Source organism: Candidatus Terasakiella magnetica (assembly GCF_900093605.1).
Lineage (GTDB): Bacteria > Pseudomonadota > Alphaproteobacteria > Rhodospirillales > Terasakiellaceae > Terasakiella > Terasakiella magnetica.
In genome coordinates this window covers 14851-37493 of record NZ_FLYE01000004.1, presented here as the reverse complement: position 1 = coordinate 37493, position 22643 = coordinate 14851, and the positions used below count along the sequence as shown (strand labels likewise).

The 22643-nt window shown below is 46.2% G+C and carries 20 protein-coding genes; 14 read left to right on the top strand and 6 right to left on the bottom strand.

The genetic code is table 11. From position 1 onward, the window contains the following. Window positions 1-146: 146 nt before the first annotated feature. Together MTBPR1_RS04815 and MTBPR1_RS04810 are read left to right on the top strand one after the other, a co-directional pair. Window positions 147-2048 carry a propionyl-CoA synthetase gene (locus MTBPR1_RS04815; RefSeq protein WP_069186436.1) on the top strand — a complete coding sequence of 634 codons (1902 nt, stop codon included), beginning with the start codon at window positions 147-149 and terminating at the stop codon, window positions 2046-2048. Between the two features lie 123 nt (window positions 2049-2171). Then, on the top strand, window positions 2172-2873 hold the full coding sequence (locus MTBPR1_RS04810) for a substrate-binding periplasmic protein (RefSeq protein WP_069186435.1): 702 nt from the start codon (window positions 2172-2174) through the stop codon (window positions 2871-2873). Here the strand turns inward: MTBPR1_RS04810 and MTBPR1_RS04805 are convergent. Then, window positions 2870-3412 carry a TlpA disulfide reductase family protein gene (locus tag MTBPR1_RS04805; RefSeq protein WP_069186434.1) on the bottom strand — a complete coding sequence of 181 codons (543 nt, stop codon included), beginning with the start codon at window positions 3410-3412 and terminating at the stop codon, window positions 2870-2872. The genes MTBPR1_RS04810 and MTBPR1_RS04805 overlap by 4 nt on opposite strands. A gap of 157 nt (window positions 3413-3569) precedes the next feature. On the opposite strand from MTBPR1_RS04805, the gene MTBPR1_RS04800 reads away from it, so the two are divergent. From MTBPR1_RS04800 to MTBPR1_RS04745, 12 genes are all read left to right on the top strand, one after another. Next, window positions 3570-4946 carry a TadE/TadG family type IV pilus assembly protein gene (locus MTBPR1_RS04800; protein ID WP_069186433.1) on the top strand — a complete coding sequence of 459 codons (1377 nt, stop codon included), beginning with the start codon at window positions 3570-3572 and terminating at the stop codon, window positions 4944-4946. Continuing rightward, complete coding sequence (locus MTBPR1_RS04795; protein ID WP_083222896.1) at window positions 4921-5391, top strand: TadE/TadG family type IV pilus assembly protein; 471 nt, start codon at window positions 4921-4923, stop codon at window positions 5389-5391. The genes MTBPR1_RS04800 and MTBPR1_RS04795 overlap by 26 nt, the downstream gene beginning before the upstream one ends. After that, entirely contained in the window at window positions 5378-5926 is a 549-nt protein-coding gene (locus tag MTBPR1_RS04790; protein ID WP_069186431.1) for a TadE/TadG family type IV pilus assembly protein, read from the top strand. Before MTBPR1_RS04795 ends, MTBPR1_RS04790 begins: the two co-directional genes overlap by 14 nt. Window positions 5927-6100: 174 nt before the next feature. Further along, window positions 6101-6331: a Flp family type IVb pilin gene (locus MTBPR1_RS04785; protein ID WP_069186430.1), complete on the top strand. Its 231-nt coding sequence runs from the start codon at window positions 6101-6103 to the stop codon at window positions 6329-6331. Between the two features lie 154 nt (window positions 6332-6485). Continuing rightward, entirely contained in the window at window positions 6486-6989 is a 504-nt protein-coding gene (locus MTBPR1_RS04780; protein WP_069186429.1) for an A24 family peptidase, read from the top strand. Window positions 6990-7009: 20 nt separating this feature from the next. Continuing rightward, the gene (gene cpaB, locus MTBPR1_RS04775) at window positions 7010-7936 is read left to right on the top strand and encodes a Flp pilus assembly protein CpaB (protein ID WP_069186428.1); all 927 of its coding nucleotides are present in this window, start codon (window positions 7010-7012) and stop codon (window positions 7934-7936) included. Window positions 7937-7946: 10 nt separating this feature from the next. Beyond that, window positions 7947-9305, top strand: a complete 1359-nt coding sequence (locus MTBPR1_RS04770; RefSeq protein WP_069186427.1) for a type II and III secretion system protein family protein — start codon at window positions 7947-7949, stop codon at window positions 9303-9305. Between the two features lie 14 nt (window positions 9306-9319). After that, window positions 9320-9943: a CpaD family pilus assembly lipoprotein gene (locus MTBPR1_RS04765; protein ID WP_069186426.1), complete on the top strand. Its 624-nt coding sequence runs from the start codon at window positions 9320-9322 to the stop codon at window positions 9941-9943. After that, on the top strand, window positions 9943-11163 hold the full coding sequence (locus tag MTBPR1_RS04760) for a CpaE/TadZ family protein (RefSeq protein ID WP_069186425.1): 1221 nt from the start codon (window positions 9943-9945) through the stop codon (window positions 11161-11163). The genes MTBPR1_RS04765 and MTBPR1_RS04760 overlap by 1 nt, the downstream gene beginning before the upstream one ends. A 63-nt stretch (window positions 11164-11226) precedes the next feature. Continuing rightward, window positions 11227-12642 carry a TadA family conjugal transfer-associated ATPase gene (locus MTBPR1_RS04755; protein WP_083222895.1) on the top strand — a complete coding sequence of 472 codons (1416 nt, stop codon included), beginning with the start codon at window positions 11227-11229 and terminating at the stop codon, window positions 12640-12642. Between the two features lie 23 nt (window positions 12643-12665). Then, window positions 12666-13646 (top strand): type II secretion system F family protein, encoded by a 981-nt coding sequence (locus tag MTBPR1_RS04750; protein ID WP_069186424.1) that lies wholly within the window; start codon window positions 12666-12668, stop codon window positions 13644-13646. Next, on the top strand, window positions 13643-14608 hold the full coding sequence (locus MTBPR1_RS04745) for a type II secretion system F family protein (RefSeq protein WP_083222894.1): 966 nt from the start codon (window positions 13643-13645) through the stop codon (window positions 14606-14608). The genes MTBPR1_RS04750 and MTBPR1_RS04745 overlap by 4 nt, the downstream gene beginning before the upstream one ends. On the opposite strand, the gene MTBPR1_RS04740 is transcribed toward MTBPR1_RS04745, so the two are convergent. The 5 genes from MTBPR1_RS04740 to MTBPR1_RS04720 all read right to left on the bottom strand — a co-directional run bounded on the left by MTBPR1_RS04740 (window position 14609) and on the right by MTBPR1_RS04720 (window position 22578). Continuing rightward, window positions 14609-15409: a tetratricopeptide repeat protein gene (locus MTBPR1_RS04740; RefSeq protein ID WP_083222893.1), complete on the bottom strand. Its 801-nt coding sequence runs from the start codon at window positions 15407-15409 to the stop codon at window positions 14609-14611. A 109-nt stretch (window positions 15410-15518) separates the two neighbouring features. Continuing rightward, the gene (locus tag MTBPR1_RS04735) at window positions 15519-17153 is read right to left on the bottom strand and encodes a methyl-accepting chemotaxis protein (RefSeq protein ID WP_165602614.1); all 1635 of its coding nucleotides are present in this window, start codon (window positions 17151-17153) and stop codon (window positions 15519-15521) included. Between the two features lie 272 nt (window positions 17154-17425). Further along, window positions 17426-19459, bottom strand: coding sequence for a methyl-accepting chemotaxis protein (locus MTBPR1_RS04730; RefSeq protein ID WP_069186420.1), 2034 nt, complete (start codon window positions 19457-19459; stop codon window positions 17426-17428). A 190-nt stretch (window positions 19460-19649) separates the two neighbouring features. Then, the gene (locus MTBPR1_RS04725; protein ID WP_069186419.1) at window positions 19650-21938 is read right to left on the bottom strand and encodes a GAF domain-containing protein; all 2289 of its coding nucleotides are present in this window, start codon (window positions 21936-21938) and stop codon (window positions 19650-19652) included. After that, the gene (locus tag MTBPR1_RS04720) at window positions 21925-22578 is read right to left on the bottom strand and encodes a GumC domain-containing protein (RefSeq protein ID WP_069186418.1); all 654 of its coding nucleotides are present in this window, start codon (window positions 22576-22578) and stop codon (window positions 21925-21927) included. Before MTBPR1_RS04720 ends, MTBPR1_RS04725 begins: the two co-directional genes overlap by 14 nt. Window positions 22579-22643 lie beyond the last annotated feature (65 nt).

Sequence of the window (22643 nt, the reverse complement as noted above, 5' to 3'; positions counted from 1 at the left end):
GACCGGAAAATACAAAAAATCGGTAAAACAATACCAAATTAAGGCTTTTAATTTTTCCAATTTTAGGGCAGAGTCTTGGCCTAAGTTTGAAGGAGAGGGAATTCTTCAAGCTCTTATTGTAAAAATCGCTTGGAAATGGGGACGTTATGACCAACCGGTACGATGAAGCATATAAAGAATCGATGGAAAACCCAGAAGGGTTTTGGGCTAAAGCAGCTGAAGAAATCAAATGGGATAAAAAGTGGGATAAAGTTTTGGATGATTCCAACGCCCCTCTTTATCGTTGGTTTGCGGGTGCTGAATGTAACACATGTTACAACGCCGTTGACCGCCATGTAGAAGAAGGCCGCGGTGATCAAGACGCGATCATTTACGATAGCCCGATCACAGGTCGCAAAAGCAAAACAACATACAGCGAACTGAAAGATCAGGTTTCACGCCTTGCAGGTGTTTTAAAAGCACGCGGCGTTGAAAAAGGTGACCGCGTTGTCATTTACATGCCAATGATCCCAGAAGCCGCTGTTGCCATGTTGGCTGTTGCACGTCTTGGTGCGGTTCACTCTGTTGTTTTTGGTGGCTTTGCTTCTAATGAGTTGGCCGTACGTATCAACGATGCCAAGCCAAAAGTTATTATCTCTGCTTCTTGTGGTATCGAGCCGGGTCGTGTGATTGCATATAAACCGCTTCTAGACGGTGCAATTGAGCTTTCAGATCACAAACCACTTGCGACCGTGATTGTTGCACGTGAAGAAGCAGAAGCTGAGCTTAAAGACGGTTATGACTTTGATTATGCAACCGAGCTTGCAAAAGCTGAGCCTGCGGACTGTGTTTCTGTAAAAGCAACTGATCCTCTTTATATCCTTTATACCTCTGGTACAACGGGCCAGCCTAAAGGCGTTGTTCGTGATAACGGCGGTCACATGGTGGCGTTGAAATACAACATGTCTGCGCTTTATAACTGTGAACCCGGTGATGTTTACTGGGCGGCTTCTGATGTGGGTTGGGTTGTTGGTCACTCCTACATCGTATATGGCCCACTTCTACATGGTTGTACGACAGTGATGTTTGAAGGTAAGCCTGTGGGTACGCCTGATGCGGGTGTTTTCTGGCGCATGATTGAAGAATATAACATTCGTGTTCTCTTCACGGCACCAACGGCATTTCGTGCGATCAAACGTGATGATCCAGAGGCAGACTTCTTGGATAAATACGACACATCTTGCCTAAATGCGCTTTACCTTGCTGGTGAGCGTACAGACCCTGATACATTGAACTGGGCGCAAGAAATTTTGAAAAAACCAGTTGTTGATCACTGGTGGCAAACAGAAACAGGTTGGGCGATTTGTGCAAACCCATTGGGTCTGCATGAGTTTGAAGTCAAGCCGGGCTCACCAACCAAGCCAATGCCGGGTTGGGATGTGCAGGTTCTTGATGATGCAGGTCACCCTGTTGGGGCCAACACCATTGGGTCAATCGTTTGTAAATTGCCAATGCCACCGGGCACATTGCCAACGCTTTGGGAAAAAGACGACCTTTACAAGTCTAAATACTTGGAAGAATTCCCAGGTTTCTACGCAACAGCTGATGCAGGTATCATTGATGAAGACGGTTATGTCTCTATCATGGCACGTACAGATGATATCATTAACGTTGCGGGTCACCGTCTCTCAACAGGTGGTATGGAAGAAGTTCTTTCCGGTCACCCTGATGTTGCAGAATGTGCGGTTATTGGTGCAGATGATAAACTTAAAGGGCAAAACCCTGTTGGTTTCATCGTGCTGAAGCGTGGCGTTGAAAAGTCTAATGACGAGATCATTGCTGAAGTTGTTAAACTGGTTCGTGAAAAAATCGGTGCGGTTGCAGCTTTCCGTAAATGTGTTGTTGTTGAGCGTCTGCCAAAGACACGCTCGGGCAAAATCCTTCGCGGTACTATGCAAGCAATTGCAGACTGTAAGGACTATAAAGCACCGGGTACAATTGAAGATATGTCTGTTCTGCCTGAAATTGATGAGGCACTACAGTCAATCGGATATTCTTCTGCACGCTAATAAGCCAGTAGAAAACCGAATAGAAAAAGGCGGGAAGGGTGACCTTCTCGTCTTTTTTTATGTTTTGAAGAATGATCTATAAAGATATATACTAAGGAAGTATTCGTTTCGGAGAAGAGTTGCGTGAAAAGCTTTTGCTGCCTTTTGGCTTTAATGGTGCTGTTATTGTGCACAGGCAATGTGCGCGCGCATGATCCAATTAAGATTGGTATCTTTGATTTCCCGCCATTTTATAGCAAAAGCCTGCATACAGGCGCTGAAGGAATTTTGGCAGATTATGCCCGCCAAGCCATGGCAAAAGTTGGCTTTACGCCAAAATTCAAAGCCTTTCACACCCCTGTTTTGATGGAGAAGTTGCGCGAAGGTGAGGTGGATGTGGCTATGTTGATCCGCCATCCCGCCTTAACGGATAAAGTCCTTTATTCTAAGAAAATCATCGCCCAGATTAATCTGGTGTCTTATCGCGGGGAAAAAGCTGAGCCTGTTAAAACGCTGGAAGACCTTGCCGGAAAACGCATTCTTTCATTAGCAGGTTATGGCTATGGCGGTATTTTAAATAAGCTGAAAGAACTTCCCGCACCGCCCAAGTTTATCGAGATCAATGATATTTATAGCGGCTTGGAGATGTTATCAGCAGGGCGCGGCGATTATTTCCTCTCTTATCTCCAACCCTCCCAAGAAATCGCCAAAAGAAAGGGCTATCTTCAAGCCGGGACATGGCTGGTTTCTGACCCCATATCGACCTTTGATGTCTATTGGGTAGTGAGCGCAAAAGCAGCCAATGCAAAGCGCATTTTAGCCCGTTTGGAAAGTTTGCAGAATTAATTGGCAAGAACTTTTTCAAGAGCTGCTTTGGCTTCTGGTGTTGTCCATTCTGTCATGCCGATCACGCCGCCGCGCATCTGGCCTTGCTTATCAATGAGAAAGCTTACAGGCAGGTTGTTAATATCCATCTTGCGCAGGAAGTCCTGTTTTTTATCATGAACGGAAACCATGTCTGTGAGGTCGCGTTTTTTAAGAAAAGCATCAGGCTGTTCGCGGCCCTGACGCCCTGTGGCAACGGCGAGCACAACAAAGTCTTTGTCTTTAAAATCTTTAGCTAGCTCATTAAGGGCAGGCATTTCGCGGATGCAAGGCGGGCACCATGTGGCCCAGAGGTTTAGCAAAACCGTTTTGCCTTTATAATCTTCAATGAAAACCGATTTGCCATCCTGTGTTGTAAATTCAACAGTGGGCGCTTTGGGCGTATTGCTTAGGTTTCGATAGCCGCGAATATTGTCTTTTAAATCTGTAAAGCTGTCTGCTTGGGCTGAAAAGCTAAGAGAAAGCGTAAGTATAAAGACACAGAGTGAGGCAAAGCGCATTGAAATTATCCTTAATATAATCAAGTGACGCTAATCTATATTTGAAAATCGTCAAGAATGGGGCAAGTGATAGCAATCACAGCTTTTTATTCTTTCTTAACCTAGAATTTAAATAGGCGGAGTCTTGCGTTCAAGTCCTCCCTTTAGGAAGAGAAAGATGAAATATAACCTGAACCATATTGAAAAACTGTTTAAAAAACTTCGCCGTGATGAGGGCGGGAGTGTGGCGGTTTATATGGCATCTTTTGCTGTTATTGCACTGGGATTAGGCGCGATTGTGATTGATACGGGGCGCGCCAGTGTGTTGAAAACCCAGCTGCAAAACCGTGCTGATGCAGGTGCGATGGCAGGGGCAGCACAGCTTGATGGGCGCGATGGTGCACGCGATCGTGCAACTCAAATGGCGATTAATGCCATTTCTCAATCTTCAAGCCTGAGTGCTACAAAAGGTGAGCTGACTGTGCAGTCGGTTACTTTTTATCAAGAAATTTCACCCGCTTATGTTCTGGCTGATGATGATGAGAATGCAAAATTCATCCATGTTAATATGGCCCCGCAAACCATCAATAATCTATTTACACCCATTTCAACAGCCAGTGCGGTTTCGACCTCAACCACCATGGGGGCAGAGGCGGTTGCCCAGCCTGACCCATATATGTGCCATGCACCACCCTTGATGATTTGCGATATTGGGGAAAATGATGCCAGTGTTGATTTGTCATCCAATGATGTAATCGGTCGCCAAATTGTGCTTAAGCCACCCCAAGGCGGAGATGCTTGGGCACCGGGCAATTATGGCCTGTTGGCCTTGCCCGATGGGTCAATTGGCGCCAACTCCCTTGAGGCGGCTTTAGCAGCGGTCCAGCCCGAAGATTGTTATGGTCTGGAACTTGGAACCGCACCGGGGGTAAAGACAAATAAAGTGCAAAGCGGTATTAATGCCCGCTTTGAATATGAAACCTCATGGGGGAACCCAGCACCTAATGTGATTAATTACCCTCAAGATGGGGATGTGCTTTCAGGTGTTGCACAAAGAATGGGAAGTGGGACGTGGGATTTAGCTAGTTATTGGTCTGAAAAACACGACACGCCTTTACCTGATGAGCTTTTAGATGCCACACGTTATCAGGTTTATCTTTACGAGCTGGGTGAAGTCTTTGCGCGCAACGGGGAGTTGACCCTCTATCCTATTGAGGGGTCACTTCCTGCTGGTTATGAGGAAGTCACACCGCCAGCAGCTGATATTCCAACTTCTGAGAGCCATGCAGATGATCCCGCTTATGATGGGGTGCCGACAGGGACGGTTGCCAGTAATGGTGCCAAACGCCGGCTTGTGCAGGTGGCTATTTTGCAATGTATTGCCGATGAGGTGCGTGGTTCGCACAACTATCCCTCCAACGGACGGTATCTTGAAATGTTTGTGACGCAAGCGGTGCCCGATGCACCCGCAGGTGCCATTTATGGAGAGATTGTCCGTCCTTTATCAATGACTGTAACACCGGATTTTCATGCCAATGTTCGACTTGTTAAATAAGATACGTGCCAATGAGAAGGGCGATACGATTGTGGAATTTGCCGCAGCTGTCCCTTTGATGTTGTTGTTATTTATCGGTTTTGCCGAGCTGGGCCGTGCATTTCTTCAGGCCAACGCCATTGAAAAAGGCATGCGCGCAGGTGCTGTTTATGCTGCACGTATTGATAACCCAACAGAAATTGCATCAAAAACCGTGATAGAGAATCTTGTGAAAACAGGAACCCTTGATGGCAGCGGTGCCTATCTAGCTTCTGGTTGGGCCAATAGCTCTTCTAGTCTGGATGTGGCGCAATCTTATTATAATCTCAATGGGGATAATGTGCCGGTTATCCGCTTAAGTGCCTCGGTACAGTTTGATCCGATTTTGCCCGGTTTGCTGGATGTAATCGGTATGGCGGGATTCAGTATTAATCTTAGTCATGAGCAAGCCTATGTGGACCATTAAATCACGTTTTATCAAAGATGAAAAAGGGGTGGTTTTGCCCTCTCTTGGGCTTTTTTTACCTTTGTTGATGTTAATGAGTTTTGCCGCAATTGAGGTCTCTCTTATTGTGTTTGAATGGCATCGAACGGGCGAAGCAACTAGGCGTGCTGCACGTTATATGGCTATAGAGGAACCCGTGGCAGACCTATCCTCTTTTGTGCGTGGATCAAGTGTTGTGTGTCAGGGGAGTTCAGCAGGGGGGGTAAATTGCAGCAGCGGGGCAGGGGCGAATATATCTGCCTATGGTGAAATGGTTGCCCAGATGCAGGCCATTCAGCCAGCTATTCAATCAGAGCATATAAGTATTACGTACAGTGATAGCGGTTTGGGGGAGGCAACAACGCCGGGCGGGATTCTCCCCATGGTGAGTGTGCGGGTTGAAAACCTACAAAAGCCCTTGGTAGTGATCGGTGGTTTTATGGGAATGCCAGATGTATTCACCTATCCAGCGTTTATGACCAATCAAATTGCCAATGGTATTGGGCCGACGAGCTGACTTTGAAGTATTTGAAATATCTTAAAAAATCAAATAGGTGTGATAGGCGTCACAAGTAAAGTTCAAATAAAAATACATTGATGTGACTGTCATCACAGATAATAACTTTCACTTAAGGTTAAATACATATAGTCAATCAAACGATTTATTAAGTATTCGCCAAGGAGAAGAGCAATGTTTGCAACTATTAAAAATATTTGGAATGACGAGTCCGGTGCTACTGCTATTGAGTATGGTCTGATCGCCGCTTTGATCTCAGTTGTCGCTATTACAGGGATGAACCTTGTTGGTACAGGTTTAAATACTGCATTTACAGGGGTTTCTACAGAATTGAATAATGCGGTGACAAGTGAGTCAACCAGTACCTCAACGGAAACAACAACTGAAACCACGACAACAGAATAGAACAGCTCATATATAGTTTTTTAAAAAGGATGCTTTTAGCATCCTTTTTTATTTTTATATTATTTATACAAAGTGATTAGTATCACATCTTTATCTTTTAAATACTGTTTTAATATAATTAAGTTAGTTAATAATTTATTTAATAGGTGCCATTATGAGTTTAGTTATCATAAATAATATGATTATCGCAGCTTTTGTGGCCCTTCTTCTTGTCTCAGCACTGGAAGACCTGGATGATTATCGCATCCCAAATTTCATCTCCATCGCCTTGATCGCCCTTTACCCATTTTACGTTTTAACCGCTCCTCATGAGGTCTCTATCGGCTGGAGCATGGTAATCGGCCTCGTGTTTTTCATGATCGGTCTGGGCCTGTTTTCAGCCGGGATCATGGGCGGTGGTGATGTGAAATTGATCGCCCTTACAGGCCTATGGGTTGGCCCTCTTGGGCTTTTTCCGTTTTTGTTTGCAATGGTCATTGTGGGCGCGATCATGTCGATCTTTATGCTCTCCTCCTCCCTTCGCCACGGTAGTGCTTATATCTGTGTGCAAATGGGGTTTGTGAATGCCCAAGAAAAAATCCTTACCGACAAGCTGCCTTATGGCGTTGCCATTTGCGCAGGTGGTCTTTTCGCCACTTATAAAATGTTTGTCCTCTAAAGGGTAAAAGGAGCTTTATCATGTCTGTTCGTATTCTCATTTTACTGGTTATGGCCTTTTTAACAGCAGGCGCGACAGCCATGATGGCGCAAAACTGGCTGGCAACGGAGCGCGCTGAGATTATGGCTTCTGTGCCTAAGGTCCTTGCGCCCAAGGCAATTGGTTATAAGAAAGTCCTTGTGGCAAAAACAGACCTTCTTGCCGGAAGTTTTGTCTTAAAAGAAAAACTTGAATGGCAGGATTGGCCTGAAGATGCCATTGGTGAGCGTATGTTGAAAAAAGGCGATGTCTCTATGGAAGATTTCGTCGGTTCTGTCATTCGCTCGCGCATTCCTGCTGGTCAGCCTGTATTGCCCTCAGCCATGGTGAGAAAAGGTGAGCAGGGTTTCCTTGCTGCGGTTCTCACCCCCGGCATGCGCGCGGTTTCGGTTGCTTTAAGTGCCACATCAGGCGTGGGTGGTTTTATCTTTCCCGGAGATCAGGTCGACCTTTTGCTGACACTGAGCCAAAAAGTCGGGGAGGGGAAAATGCGCTTTACTGAAACCCTGCTTAAAGATGTGCGCATTATTGCCAAAGACCAGTCTGCCATTCAAGCTGAAGGCCAAGCCAAGGTTGCCAAAACAGCCACCCTTGAGGTGACGCCAAAACAGGCAGAGATTGTTGCGCTCGCCTCTCAGATGGGAAAACTCTCTTTAAGTTTAAGAAGTCTCGCCGATGAAGAATTGATGATTGCAGAAGTTTCAAAACAGTCACTGGAACATAAAATTGCTTTTCAACCCGTCGGCGTTCAACGCAAAACAAACAAAGCTCAATTGAGCCTGACAACAGATAAGCAGCTTAATTTCTATCTGCAAACGATGGCCCAAAAACGCAAAAAACAAGGCGCAAGTGCGTCGCGCAAAGTACAGGTCCACCGTGGTGGCTCCCTGAGCGTTCAAAAGTTTTAATCAGGAGGCTATGATGGTGAACTTACAAAAAATGATCCGGCTTTTCACACTGGCTTTCCTTGTGTCTTTCACACCAGTAGAAGCAAAGTCAGTTGAGATTTTGCCCCAAGCGCAACGCTCTATGGCAGTGGAACATAATAAAAGCCGCCTGATCCGTTTATCACGCCCGGCAGCCTCGGTCTTTATCGCCAATCCTGATATTGCCGATGTGCAGGTAAAATCCCCAACCTTGATCTATCTTTTTGGTAAGGCCGTTGGCACCACCACCCTTTATGCGGTGGATGGCAAAGATCGCATTATTGCCAATATGGATGTGGATGTGACCCATAATTTGAAAAATTTACAAAAAGCGGTTTATCGCGTGGCGCCCCATGCAAATGTGCAGTTTTCCAGCATCAATGGCGCTCTTGTGATGGATGGCACCTTAAATTCTGCCCGCGAGGCTGAAGAGGTTCGCCAAATCGCCCAGCGTTTCAGCCCCGCCACCTCCGGTGTGATCAATCGTTTGCGTGTGGATGCGCTAAATCAGGTGAATTTGCGTGTACGTATTGCTGAAGTGTCGCGCGATGTGGATAAACGCCTTGGTTTTGATTGGAGCGCCATGGGCACTTTTGGCAGTGTTACATCACTGGCATTGGCCTCAACCAACCCCTTTGCCCAAGCTGTCAGCACCTTAAGTGTGACCAGTAGTGATATCAGCGGTGTGATTGATGCCATGGAAGATGAAGGTCTGGTGACGATCTTGTCTGAACCAAACCTGACGGCCATGAGTGGGGAAGAAGCCAGCTTCTTGGCGGGCGGTGAATTCCCCATTCTGGTGCCCGGTGATAGCGGCCCAACCATCACTTTTCGTGAATATGGTGTGCGCTTGTCTTTTAAACCCGTGATCTTGGATGATGGGCGGATCAATTTACAGGTGGAGCCTGAAGTGAGCTCCCTTTCTGAAAGCAATTCAGTTTCGCTTAACGGCTATGTCATTCCCGCCCTGACCACACGCAAAACCAAAACCACCGTTGAACTGGCAAGTGGGCAAAGCTTTGCGGTTGCAGGTCTGCTTCAAAATAAAACAGGCCATAACTTAAATAAATTCCCCGGCCTTGGTGATTTACCCATTTTAGGTACGCTGTTTCGCTCAGACAGTTTTCAGCGCGAAGAAAGTGAATTGGTCATCATCATCACGCCTTATCTGGTTAAACCCATCACCCATGCAAAAGCCGTTGTGCCAACCGATGGGTTTTCACCACCCCATGATATGGAACGTGTCTTTGTCGGTGGGGCATATCATCAAGAAGAAAAAGCAGGCAATGGCCTAACCATTGATACAAAAGGGCGCAAGCTTATCGGCCCTGTTGGTTTTGCACTGAATTAAGAAAGGAAGATGTCATGACTAAATATATTCCAATGTTTGTTCTCGCTTCGCTCCTCCTTTCTGGCTGTCAAACCGTTCAGGATATGCAAAGCCAACGCCAAGCCCGTGAACCTGTCGTGACCCAGGTGGATAGTCGTTTTGAGGTCGGTTTTGGCTATGGTTCCAGCCAGTTATCACCAAGTGCGCGCGAAAAAATTGATAGCTTCATCATGAAACATGAAGTGAGCCGCAATGATGATATTGTGATTGCTGTGGCTTTACAGGGTGGCAAAATCTCTCAAAAACGTGCTAAAAAAGTGGCGGCTTATTTTCGCACCTTTGGGTTTAAACCTCAGCTGAGAGGCAGCAATAAACAAGAAGGGCTGCAAGCGGTTCAGGTGAATTTAAGCCGTTATAGCGTATCTGTGCCCAATTGCCCGGATTGGACGGATGAGCCAAATTCCACCTATCACAATCAGGTTCATTCAAACTTTGGCTGCGCACAAGCGGCAAACCTTGCTTTGATGATTGGTAATCCACGTGATCTGGTGCGCGGGCGTGAAAGCTCACCTGCCCAAGCCTCAGTCCTTTCTAATGCGATCATTCAATATGGGCAGCCCCGCGCAAGCACAACATCTTCTACAGGAGGGAGTGAATAATGAGCGCTCTCATGGAACATAATGATCAACATCAACAAGAGCCGTTTATGGCTTTTGTACAGGATGATATTACAACCCATTCTTTAAATGATGTGGTGTCTTTGCAAGGCTGGAATACAAACCGGATATTTGATGGCGGGATTGATCTGGCGATTAAGACACTCAGTGAAATTGATACACCGCAGTTATTGGTCATCGATCTGACAGGCTGCATGGCTCCGCTTGAAAAAATTGCAGAACTTGCAAGCGTGTGTGAGGCGGGTGTGGGCCTTGTGTGTTTAGGCACAACCAATGACGTCAGCCTTTATCGCGACCTTTTGGATATGGGGGTGGAGGATTATCTGCTTAAACCCATTGATCCTGAGACATTGGCCCATGCCATTGAACGTGCCTGTGAAGTTGAAGAAGCTCCGATTGTGCCTGAAGATGAATGTGAAGGCGATGTGGTCTCCGTTTTTGGTGCACTTGGCGGGGTGGGCGCAACGGCAACGGCGCTCAACCTTGCATGGGATATATCTGAGCGAGAAGGCAAAAGGGTTGCTCTGGTGGATATGGATTTACATTTTGGCACCATTGCCCTTTCCCTTGATTTAGAGCCCGGCAAAGGCTTTCGTGAAGCATTAGAAAACCCAAGCCGGATTGATTCGCTTTTTCTAGAACGTGCTATGGTCAAGGTGAGTGAGCGTTTCAGCATCTTGGCTTGTGAAACAGATTTGGCAACCGTGTGTCACTTTGAAAGTGAAGCACTAGACCTGCTTATTGAGCGGTTGCGCCAAAAATATGATCTGGTGGTGTTAGATGTCCCGCGCGATTTATTGCCCCGTTGTGGGGACCTGCTTTCTCGCCTTGGTAAAATGATTGTGGTAAGCGATCTTTCCTTGGCGGGTATGCGCGATAGTCTGCGCATGACCCGTTATGCCAAGGACCATATGATTGAAGATAACCTGATGGTTTGTGCGTCACGCGCGGGTGAGAATAAAGAGCGTGAATTAAGCGTGAAAGAGTTTGAAAAAGGGATTGAGAAAACCTTATCCTGCACCATTCCCTATGATGCCAAAGGCTTTGCTGCTGCGGAAATGCAAGGCAGTGCCTTGATGAAAGTTGCACCCAAATCAAAAGCGGCCCAAGCCATGGAAAGCCTGTTTTCCAACTTTGTTGAAAAGGGCGCAGATGAGGTTGAAAAAACCTCTTTCTGGCGCAAGATATTTAAAGCCAAGTGATAGCTGTCACAGCGTGATTGAGCCTTTTTCCTTTATATTTAAAGAAGATAATGGAGGTCGATCATGCCACTTGGAGAAACAGGACAGCAACGTATCAAGTTTGGTTCACGCACTCATTCAGAGGGTTTGCGAAAACCCCAACGGCGCATGGAACCATCTTCTGACGGGCAAGAAACTGAAGACGTAAGTGAGCAAGAGGCTCTGAGCCAAGCCAGCCGTGATAGTGTGGATTTGGCAAAATCCGTTGTTCAGCCCGAAATTCTCAAACGCATTGATGCAGGTAAGGCGGCCAAAATGCCGCGCAATGAACTGGCTGATCAGCTTAGTGAAATTGTCTCAGAAATCCTGATGGAAGAAGGCCAGCAGCTTAACCTGTTAGAACAACGCGACCTCATAACCATGTTGCTAAATGACATGCTCGGCCTTGGCCCGCTTGAACCACTTTTAGCGGATGAGGCTGTCACCGATATTATGGTCAATGGGCCGAAACAGGTGTATGTGGAGCGTGGTGGCAAGCTGGAAGTCTCCGGTGTGACTTTTCGCGATAATGCCCATGTGATGAATATCGCCAATCGCATTGTTTCGCGCATTGGGCGACGCGTTGATGAATCATCCCCCTTATGTGATGCGCGCCTCGAAGATGGCTCACGGGTGAATATTATCATCCCGCCCTTGGCGATCGATGGGCCGAGTATCTCCATTCGTAAATTTCCTAAAATGCGCATCACCTTAGATCGCATGGTTGAAACGCAAAATATGTCAGATGCCATGTGTCAGGTCTTAAAAATTGCCGGGCGCGCACGGTTGAATATTTTAATCTCAGGCGGGACAGGCTCAGGTAAAACGACCTTGTTAAACGCCATGAGCCAGATGGTTGATCATGGTGAGCGTGTCGTCACAATTGAGGATGCGGCAGAACTTCAACTGCAACAGCCTCATGTGGTGCGTCTTGAAACCCGCCCGCCAAACTTGGAAGGTGAAGGCACCATCAGCCAGACAGAACTGGTCAAAAATGCCCTTCGCATGCGCCCTGATCGTATTATTCTTGGTGAAATTCGTGGCTCTGAAGCGCTTGATATGTTGCAAGCCATGAACACGGGCCATGATGGCTCCCTTGGGACGTTACATGCCAATAGACCGCGCGAGGCCCTGACCCGTATGGAAAATATGGTCGCCATGTCTGGGGTGAAGCTACCTAATGAGGCAGTGCGTGCGCAAATTTCAAACGCGCTTGATTTGATTGTGCAGATTTCGCGTATGCGCGATGGGGTGCGCCGCATCACCCATATTACCGAAGTTGTGGGAATGGAAGGTGAAATCATCACCACGCAGGATTTATTTAAATATGAATTTGATGGTGAAGATGCCAACGGCAAGCTTTTGGGGCGTTATGTCTCAACCGGTTTGCGCCCAAGCTTTATGGACCGGGCGGAATATTTCGGTCTGGGCCGTGCCTTGATGGAAGCAATGGCCGTTTAGGAAAAAGTGAAAGGAAGCAGGTTATGTCACAGGAATTAATCTTACTCGCAGCCATTGGCCTGACGATCCTGTTTGCTTTACTCGCCATTGCAGAACTGGTGTTGGGCAAGAATAGAAAACTGCAATATCGCTTAAAAAAAATGCGCCAACGTATGGGCGATGAATTACCAGATGTGGAAGTGCAGGCCTCTGTCTTGCGCGAAGATAAAACAGCTGCACCCACATTGGATAAAATGCTTAAGAAAATGCTGCCAAGTGCAGAGGTCTTATCGCGCAGGCTTGCCCGCGCTGGCCTTGAAATGGGGCCAGGCAGTTTTATTGCCATGTCTGTTTTTGTCGCCGTTATGGGGGCAGGGGCTCTCTTTTTTGGGGCAAAACTATCTCTTGTTGTTGCCATCTTTGGCGGGATTGGCATTGGGGTTGGCGGGGCCCATGTGGTGATTGATCTGTTTATCGCACGGCGTAATGTAAGTTTTACCAAGTCCTTTCCCGATGCCATTGATTTGATTGTACGCGCGGTTAAATCCGGCCTGCCAGTGACAGAAGGCATATCCATTGTTGCAGGTGAAATGCAAGGCCCGGTGGCCTTTGAATTTAAGCGTATTTCAGAAGCCATGAAAATTGGCGAGACCATGGAAGATGCTTTATGGAAGGCGGCAAAACGACTTGAAAATGCAGAATTTAATTTCTTTGTAATCTCGCTTGTCGTGCAATCTGAAACAGGTGGTAATCTGGCTGAAACCCTTGAAAATTTAAGTGATATTTTGCGCCAACGCCAGACCATGAAACTCAAAGTCAAAGCCATGGCGTCTGAAGCGCGGGCCTCGGCTTATATCTTGGGTGGTTTACCATTTGCCATGTTTGCCATCCTAGAAGTCATGAGCCCAGGCTACACCCAGCCGCTTTATACCAGTGATACGGGGACCATGCTGTCCATCGGGGCGTTGATCTCCATTGTGATCGGAGCACTGGTTATGTTTAAAATGGTGAGGTTCGAGATATGAGCATGTTATCTTCAATCCCTATGGAAACCCTCATTGTCTGGGGGGCGGCATTACAAGCCTTTCTCATTGTTTTGTTTGTGTGGAATGCCTTGTTGGTGCGCGATGTCAAAGCCAAACGTATGCGCGCCATTCAGCAACAGCAAAAAGAACTTCAAAACAAGTCACTCGCTGCGGTGAAGCATGGGTTAAAGCGCCCCAAAGTGATGGGCTTTGTCAATAAAGTGGTCAAGAAACTGAATGTCTTGCGCACGCGCGAAGCTGAAAAGGTCATTGATGATCTGGCCCAAGCGGGCTATCGCTCAAAAGAGGCGCTGAATATTTATTTCTTCTTTCGCTTTTCACTGCCCTTTGCTTTTGGGGCCTTGGCGATGGTGTGGCTTTATGTATTGGGCATGGGCGATTTACAGCCCATGGGGCGTATGTTAGTGGCGATCGTTGCTGTGCTCATTGGGGCTTATGCACCGAAAATCTTTGTCATCAATCAAGCACAAAAACGTGGTGACGCTTTGCAAAAAGCCTTGCCCGATGCGCTGGATTTAATGGTTGTCTGTGCAGAGGCTGGGCTGAGCCTTGATATGGCATTAAAGCGGGTGTCAAAAGAAATGATGGGGCCCAACCCTGAAATGGCGGAAGAGCTTAGTCTAACCGCTATGGAGCTCGGGTTCTTGCCCAATCGCGCTGATGCGCTGGCAAATTTAAATAAACGTACAAATATGGAGGGCTTGCGCGCAGTTGTGGGCACCTTGCAACAAACAGAGCGTTACGGCACACCTCTTGCGCAAAGTCTGCGCGTGCTGTCACAAGAATTTCGAACCGAGCGGATGTTAAGGGCAGAAGAAAAAGCTGCGAAACTACCCGCAACCCTGACAGTGCCGATGATCCTGTTTATTATGCCAGCTTTGTTTATTGTCTTGCTGGGGCCTGCCATCATTCGCGCCGTTGCGGTATTCCCGAATTTCTAATCATTTCCCTAAAACAGCAGTTTTGCGCGCGGCCTTATTCATCTTGCGCATTTCTTCATAGATCCGCAGATTGTTTTCAACTGCTTCACGGTCAAGCAATTGGCTGGCAACTTTTTTTGCCATTTCAACATCACCACTGAGCCCATAAAGCATGGCGAGGTTAAGGCGCAGGCGTTTGGGCGCGGTGCTGTCTTTGCCATAAGGCGATAAGGTTTTAATGGCTTTGTCATAGTCTTCAGATAAAGCCAGAGAAAGCGCATAATTATTCAGCGTATCAAGGTCGCTTGCGGCCTCATCTAAAGACTTCTCATATTGATCTTGGGCATCATCATGCAGCCCTGAAAGGTCATAGGCCACGCCCAGACTGTTTAATGCTTGGGCATCATTTGGCTTAATGCTTAAGGCTTTTTTTAGCTGAATGATGGCTTGGGGCAGTTTATTCTGTTCAATGAGAATATTACCATAACGGCGCAAAAGTCCTGTATCTTCAGGCAAGTGGTTTAGCCCGTTGGTATAAACTTGCGCAACGGCGCTTAAATCACCTGAGTGTTTGGTTGTTTCAGCTAGTAAAAACAGGGCATCACGGTTTTGCGTATCCAGCATATAGGCGCGTTGATAAAAGCCCAACGCATTGGCATGATCCCCGGTTTCTTGCGTGCGTTTTCCAAGGCGCAAGAGTTGTTCCACCTGACTTTGAACTTCAGTAGAGGTCTGGCTTGGCTCTTTTTCAGATGAGCTGCAACCATTAAGCCCGATAAGGGCTGCAAGACAGCAAGATATGAACCATGTCTTTTTCATCATAGAATCTTTCAAAATGGAACCTGCTTATAGGCTATAGACCAGCACAGAATTTATCCATAAAAAAAGAGGGCCATTTGACCCTCTCTTTTTCATTTTCAGCTTTTTAGCTTTATGCAGTTTGTTTTTCTTGGACTTCTTCAGTTGCGGCACGTACAACCCGGTTAAGATGTTCCACAAGGCCTTCAACGCCTTGAGAGATTGTTGTGGCACCATTGCTTACTGTATTGGCTTTATCTACAGAAACAAGTGTCTGATCAGACACTTCTGAAATTCGATGCGCCACAGCTTTTGAAGCTTCAGTATTATCATGCACATTGGCACTGATCTCATTTGTCGCCTGAGATTGCACATCCATGGTGTCTTTTACTGTTTGTGTTGTTTGCATCATTTCCTGAAGAATTTGAGAAATGGAACTAATCTCTTCTACGCTGCGGTTACTATCATTTTGAATAGCCCCCACATGAGCAGAGATTTCTTCAGTCGCGCGACTGGTTTGGACAGCCAAGTTCTTCACTTCAGAGGCGACAACGGCAAAACCTTTACCTGCTTCACCTGCACGTGCCGCTTCGATCGTCGCATTAAGGGCGAGCAGGTTTGTTTGGGCTGCAATGTCTTGAATGAGAGTGACAACACTGCCGATATTGGAGGCTGCTTTATCCAGACCAGAAATAGTACTTACGGACTGTTCTGCCTGAGAGCTTGCCCGATGGGCAATATCAAACTGGGTTTCAATTTGTTTTGAGATTTCATTGATTGAAACGCTCAATTCTTCAGTTGCAGCCCCAACACTTTGTGCATTTGAAATGGATTCTTCAGCAGCAGAGGCCACCGATGATGAGTGTGAATTGGTGGAACTTGCTGAATGGCTCATCTCTTCAGCAGCCTGTAGCATCTGCTGCATTTCGGCTGTAACTTGGGATAAAGCAGCTCTTGATTCTTCTTGAACATTGTCCGCCATATTTTTTAATGCCTTTTGGCGTTCAATCTCAGCTTGTTCTTTAACAATCTCTTGTTCGCGTTTTAATTCATCATTCTCAAGTGATTTTTGTTTGAAAACATCAAGCGCACGTCCCATTTCACCAAGTTCGTCTTTTCGTGAGGCTTCTGTAACCGAAAAATCATAAACCCCTGTGGACAGTTGTTTCATTTTCTGCGCCATGTGAACAATGTTTTTACTGGTGGTGTTTGCTGTCATAAAAGCAATTGCGCCGATGATAATAGCAAGCGCTGCGGGCAGATATGACATGTTTTCAGCATTTGTAATGATCTCTTCGGTCTCAATTATATGGCGATCTGCTGCAACGGTTCTTTCTTGAATGTCTTTGTCGATAATGCCTTGAAACTTATCCATAGTTTCTTGGATGGCAGCGGCAACTTCATCAAAGGCCGCCATAGTTTTATTGCCTGAAGCTGGACCGCCTGCAATATAGGCTTGTGCCATGATGATGCCTGTTTGGTAATAGGGGTCAAAGACACTATTGAGGCTGGCAATGATGTCGTTAAGCTCTTTGTTTTTGAAAGGCGCAGATAGCTCTTTGGCTTTTTTTACATTCTGTTTGAAAAGTTCAGCATTAGCCTGTGCTTCATCAAATCCGTCATTTAGACCGTCTAAACCACGTGTTGCAGAAATATCAGTGAGCCATTGTTGGACCTGAACCACATTGAGCTTTAGGTCTTTTGCGACAATAACCAGTGGTAGTATATCGTGAGAAATTACCTTGCTATCTTTTTCAATATTTGCCACATTTTTATGGATCTTAGTAAATTCAGTAAGGGTGAAAATAATAGACCCTAGAATCATTAAGGTGAGTAATATTGAAGTTGTCAGTAATTTAAATCTGATTGTCATGTCTATCCGCCATTCATTTTATATGATTTTGCGGAAAAGCGTACATAACTTTAAATAGAAACAAAAGTAAAAATTAGTATATTGTAATATATTGAAATGCGATTAATGTGTAGTTGCACATAATTGTAATTTTATAATTGAAAGTCATTTAGACCTATTTCTGCTGCTTAAGTATGAAGGGCAGCATATTGGATATATTCGTTCCAGCGGTGAGACAGCCAGAGGATAAATTCATCACGGTGTTCCAGCTCATTGGAGAAGGTCAGGCCGATTTTATCGCCCCTCATATGGACCACGGTGACAGGGAGGGTATCATCAAGATCAGATAAGGTCAGGGATGCTTTTTCACCATTGGCGAGGCTGATATCACCATGGATGAGAGCACCACTATTGGAAATGTTATCAATCTCAATAGAGGCGCCGTTCAAAGTAGCTTTAATGTTGAGGTGGTCCGTTGGCAGGCGTGTGTCATGACGACGATCCACATCTTGTGTGGCTGTGCGCACAACATGGTTAAGATGGTGTACAAGCTCTTGGATACCTTCTGCAATCGCATCGGCTTCTGTGGTGACGACAGTCGTTCTTTCAACAGAGGAGGCCGCTTCGTCAGACACACCTGAAATACGTTGGGCAACCTCTTGGGAAGCTTCTGTGTTTTCCTGAACGTTCTGGCTGATTTCAACGGTTGCATCAGATTGTGACAACATGGTGTCTTTGACAATCTGAGTGGTTTCTGTCAATTGATGCAGGACAGTTGAGATAGCGCTGATCTGTTTTACACTGCGCTCACTATCGGCCTGAATGGCATTGACTTGGGCTGAGATTTCTTCCGTTGCCTGACTTGTCTGTACGGCCAGGTTTTTAACTTCTGAGGCCACAACAGCAAAGCCTTTACCCGCATCACCTGCGCGTGCTGCCTCAATCGTGGCATTCAGGGCAAGAAGGTTGGTTTGGGCGGCAATATCTTGAATGAGAGTAACCACATTACCAATGTTAGAGGCTGCTTCGTCAAGCCCGGCAATGGTGCGCGCTGACTCTTCAGCTTGGGTGCTGGCATCTTGCGTAATGGCAGACTGGGCATCAACCTGTTGGGAGATTTCACGAATGGAAACACTGAGTTCTTCGGTTGCAGCACCTACGCCTTGGGCATTGGTGATGGATTGGTCAGCTGCGGCTGCCACGGATTGGGAATGATCGTTTGTGCGGTGGGCTGAATCGCTCATTTCCTGAACGGCTGTTTGCATATAGCTGACTTTTTCAGAAACTTTTTGAAGGGCCAGCTGTGATTCAGTTTGTACGTTATCCGCCATATTTTGCAGGGCGAGTTTTCGCTCTTCCGTGGCTTTAATCTGGGCCAGTTCTTGTTGGCGTTTCAGCTCTTCATTTTCAATGGCTTTTTGTTTGAAAACATTAACCGCACGACACATGCGACCCATTTCATCTTTGCGATCAATCTCAGTCAGTTCAATATCAATGTCGCCATTTGAAAGGTCACGCATACGCTCAGACATAGAGACGATCAAGCGGCTGACGTTGAGCACAACAAAGATGGTCAGGCTGGCAATGATCAACCCTAAAACTGTGGGGATAATGGCAAGATTGGTGGCTGAATTAATAATGTCATGAGTTTCTTTTTTATGAAGGTCAGCCTGTTTGGTGATTTTGACAATGTCTTTATCAATTACGGCTTGAAAACGATCCATCATATCTTGCATGGCAGCAGCGACCTCATCAAAAGAGGCCATGGTTTTATTACCTTGTGCAGGTCCACCCGCCACATAGGCTTTCGCCATTATGACACCTGTTCCGTAATAAGGATCAAAAGTGCTGTTGAGCTTGGCAATAATGTCATCAAGCGCTTTTTCCTTAAAAGGGGCAGCGAGTATTTTGACTTTTTCTACATTGGCTTTAAACAGTTTTGCATTGGCTTCAGCCTCATCAAACCCATCATTAAGGCCATCAAGACCGCGGGTCGCAGAAATGTCGGTCAACCATTGTTGAACCTGAACTACATTAAGCTTGAGGTCTTTTGCGACAATAACAAGGGGGAGAACATCATGACCGAGGAAGTCGGTATCAATGGCGAGTTCTTCAACATTTTCGCTAATTTCTGCCAGCTCAAAATAGGTAAAGGCAATTGAACCCAACAGCAGAAAAGCGAGTGCAATGGATGATGCAAGTAGTTTAAAGCGAATAGACATAGCAGGCCCCGAAAATCAACCTAATGGTTTAGTGATTATCGGGGTGTATAAATTAAATAAAATTTTATTAAAAGTGAATTCTTAATATAATAATATTCTAATTACCTTATATAAATGACCGTATCTTGTTTAATACGTATGTATACCTATTCATACAATTGTAGTAACTAATTGATTGGGCGATATGTTTTTATTTAGATGTCATCACCCAGACGCCATCCCACTCGTCAGGGTTGACTGTTTCTTTTAGGTGCTCACAGCGTTCAATATAGATTTCTGAGGCTTTATCTTTAGGATTGAGCTCAAGAACCTTCTTAAACTTCTCGATTCCATCGTCAAATGCACCTTTGTGATAGCATTCAATACCATCACGGAAATGGGCAAGCCCATCAACCATGTTGGGGAAGGTTTCTTCTGTGTGATAATCCAAGACCTCGTAAATGCCCACGGGTTCGGTTTTTCCTTTTACCACCACATGGTCCATGGCCCGTGTGCGATAGGTGCCTTTAAGCTGTTTGAAAGTAAATTCAGAGATCAGAATATGGGCGCCATATTGTTTCGCACCACTTTCAAGGCGAGCAGCCAAGTTAACGCCATCACCGATCACGGTGTAATCCATGCGTTTTGGTGAGCCGATATTACCAGAAACCACATTGTCGGTATTAAGACCAATGCGAATATCGATCGGCAAGAGGCCTTGGGCTTTGCGCCCGGCATTAAATTCATTGAGTTTGACCATCATTTGGATCGCACAACGAACAGCGCGGTCCGGGTCATCCTCATGGGGGAAAGGTGTCCCGAAAATGGCCATGATGGCATCGCCGATGAATTTATCAAGCATGCCGCCTTCATCATTGAGGCAATCCACCATCAAGGTGAAATATTCATTAAGCAGTTTTACAATGCCTTGTGCGCCAAGTTCTTCTGAAAGCGTTGTAAAGCTGGCAACATCTGAGAATAATACGGTTGCTTCGGTACTTTGGCCGCCAAGGAAATCTTCACCACCGCCCATCAGCTGATCAGCAAGGCCCGGATCCATGTAACGTGACATGGTTGATTTCATGCGTTTTTCTGAACTGATGTCTTCCATCATGATCATGGTACCGATGGGTTTTGAATCTTTATCCAGCAGGGGCAGGGTGGTGATGTTGACCGAGGTTTCTTCTTTTTCTTCCCCAATTTTCAAGATGGCATCAAGGAAGATATCGGCTTCATTTTCATCACGCACGGTGCGCAGGCGCTCAACGATAAAGACATTTTCATCCACAAAGAAATCAGCATCTTTTTGGCCGATGATTTCATCAGCCTTAACTTGAAAAATCTTAAGGCCTGCGGCGTTACAAGTCACAATGGTTCCTTCTTCATCGAAGGTGACCACGGCGTTACTCATACTTTCCAGCATGCTTTCATTATAGTTTTTCATCTGTTGCACGTCGGCAAAGAGCTGGGCGTTTTCCAGCCCCACGGCAATCTGAGAGGTAAAGGCTTTTAGGCGCTGCTCATCATCATCAGAAAAGGGGCCGCCTTTTTTATTGAGTACCTGCGTTACACCAATGACTTTGCCATCTTTGTTTAAGACAGGGCAACATAGGATGGAGCGGGTGAAATAGCCCGTTTGTTTATCAAAGGCCGGATTAAAGCGCAGGTCCGCATAGGCATAAGGGATATTTACGGTTTTTGCCGATGTAAATACGGCGCCCGCAATCCCAAGGTGGTTGGGTAGGCGGATGTTCGTTGCGCCAAGGCCTTGACCGATCTGGGTATAAAGCTCGTTAGTTTTCTCATCATTAAGGAACAAGGTGGAACGATCAGCCTGCAACATCTTGGTGATGGCATTCATGATCATTTGCAGCAAAGGGCCAAGGTTGATCTCTGATGACACATCAGACACAACGTTGAGGAATTCTGCTTCTTGTTCGCGCAGTTTTTCCATGCGCTCAATAAAGAGGGTGCCTTGCAGCGCGATGGAGGCTTGGGTTGTGATGGCTTGCATGATGGCAAGGTCATCGTCAGTAAATTCGCCTTCATCATGTTTATTTAGCGTTTGGGCAACACCAAGGATATCACCACGTACCGTACGCACAGGGGCACAAAGAATATTGCGCGTTTTATAGCCTGTTGCATGGTCAACACTATGGTTAAAGCGCTTGTCTGCATACGCATCCGGGACAATTTCTGGATCACCGCTGGTATAAACCGCACCGGCAATACCAGAGTTATTCAGGATGCGGATTTCGCGTTTGATATCACCCAAGGCAATGCGCGAATAAAGCTCATTTGTTTGTGAGTCATTCAAAAACAAGGTGCCACGATCTGAGTTGGTGGCCTCGGTCACCGCTTCCATAATGATGCGAAGCTGCTCATCCAGACTTGTGGCCCGTGCAACATCATGAGAAACCCGCAAAACCATTTCGGCTGTGCTGGGGGTCACATGGATATTATTTGCGAGCTCTTCTGCTTTTGAATTACTTTCCGGCATGTTGTGCCTCCAAGGATTCCCTTAAGGTCGTGATTGTATCACGTAATTGCTGATTTTCATCGTGAAAGCTACTTTCCATTTCCTGGCGTTCTTCATCAAAACGATGTTTCATCAGTTCCATTTCATCGCGCAAACCCCCAACGGTGCGTTGAAGCTGAAGGGCTTCGCCGTGACCGTCGGCTTTTGTGCGTTGTACGCTTTCATCTTTGTCTTGTTTTAGGTTTTCGAGTTCATCACGCAAGGCTTGCGTGGTTTTAATCAGGGTGCCTGCTTCTTGTTTACCATCGGCTAAGGTGCGCTGCACTTCAGCATCTTTTTGCGTGCGCATATTTTCCAGCTCATCACGCAGGGCCTGTGCGGTATTGGTCAGTTGCACAATCTCGCCATGGGCATCGGCCTTGGCTTTTTGCACAGCATCAGTCATTTGGCGACGGACCTCTTCCATCTCGTCGCGCAGGGCCTGAACGGTATTTTGCAGTTGTAAATGTTCCTGATGTCCATCGGCCACGGCTTTTTGCACGGCTGCTGTCTTGGATGCATTGACCGTGTCAAGTTCATCACGAAGCGCAGAAATCGTGTTCTTTAAATGCCGTATTTCGATTTGAGCCTGATAAAGCTCGCTTTCTTCTTTTGTTGTCATGTTTGATCCAGATGGACGTGGAATTATTGGTAATTATCCCAAAGGAATCTTAAAAAAACATTTAA

What these genes read in the sequence shown, in the direction of transcription:
- MTBPR1_RS04815 (WP_069186436.1), top strand. Translation starts at nt 147, where the DNA reads ATGACCAACCGGTACGATGAAGCATATAAAGAATCGATGGAAAACCCA.
- MTBPR1_RS04805 (WP_069186434.1), bottom strand. Translation starts at nt 3,412, where the DNA reads ATGCGCTTTGCCTCACTCTGTGTCTTTATACTTACGCTTTCTCTTAGC.
- MTBPR1_RS04800 (WP_069186433.1), top strand. Translation starts at nt 3,570, where the DNA reads ATGAAATATAACCTGAACCATATTGAAAAACTGTTTAAAAAACTTCGC.
- MTBPR1_RS04795 (WP_083222896.1), top strand. Translation starts at nt 4,921, where the DNA reads ATGCCAATGTTCGACTTGTTAAATAAGATACGTGCCAATGAGAAGGGC.
- MTBPR1_RS04790 (WP_069186431.1), top strand. Translation starts at nt 5,378, where the DNA reads ATGTGGACCATTAAATCACGTTTTATCAAAGATGAAAAAGGGGTGGTT.
- MTBPR1_RS04785 (WP_069186430.1), top strand. Translation starts at nt 6,101, where the DNA reads ATGTTTGCAACTATTAAAAATATTTGGAATGACGAGTCCGGTGCTACT.
- MTBPR1_RS04780 (WP_069186429.1), top strand. Translation starts at nt 6,486, where the DNA reads ATGAGTTTAGTTATCATAAATAATATGATTATCGCAGCTTTTGTGGCC.
- cpaB (WP_069186428.1), top strand. Translation starts at nt 7,010, where the DNA reads ATGTCTGTTCGTATTCTCATTTTACTGGTTATGGCCTTTTTAACAGCA.
- MTBPR1_RS04770 (WP_069186427.1), top strand. Translation starts at nt 7,947, where the DNA reads ATGATGGTGAACTTACAAAAAATGATCCGGCTTTTCACACTGGCTTTC.
- MTBPR1_RS04765 (WP_069186426.1), top strand. Translation starts at nt 9,320, where the DNA reads ATGACTAAATATATTCCAATGTTTGTTCTCGCTTCGCTCCTCCTTTCT.
- MTBPR1_RS04760 (WP_069186425.1), top strand. Translation starts at nt 9,943, where the DNA reads ATGAGCGCTCTCATGGAACATAATGATCAACATCAACAAGAGCCGTTT.
- MTBPR1_RS04755 (WP_083222895.1), top strand. Translation starts at nt 11,227, where the DNA reads ATGCCACTTGGAGAAACAGGACAGCAACGTATCAAGTTTGGTTCACGC.
- MTBPR1_RS04750 (WP_069186424.1), top strand. Translation starts at nt 12,666, where the DNA reads ATGTCACAGGAATTAATCTTACTCGCAGCCATTGGCCTGACGATCCTG.
- MTBPR1_RS04745 (WP_083222894.1), top strand. Translation starts at nt 13,643, where the DNA reads ATGAGCATGTTATCTTCAATCCCTATGGAAACCCTCATTGTCTGGGGG.
- MTBPR1_RS04740 (WP_083222893.1), bottom strand. Translation starts at nt 15,409, where the DNA reads ATGATGAAAAAGACATGGTTCATATCTTGCTGTCTTGCAGCCCTTATC.
- MTBPR1_RS04730 (WP_069186420.1), bottom strand. Translation starts at nt 19,459, where the DNA reads ATGTCTATTCGCTTTAAACTACTTGCATCATCCATTGCACTCGCTTTT.
- MTBPR1_RS04725 (WP_069186419.1), bottom strand. Translation starts at nt 21,938, where the DNA reads ATGCCGGAAAGTAATTCAAAAGCAGAAGAGCTCGCAAATAATATCCAT.
- MTBPR1_RS04720 (WP_069186418.1), bottom strand. Translation starts at nt 22,578, where the DNA reads ATGACAACAAAAGAAGAAAGCGAGCTTTATCAGGCTCAAATCGAAATA.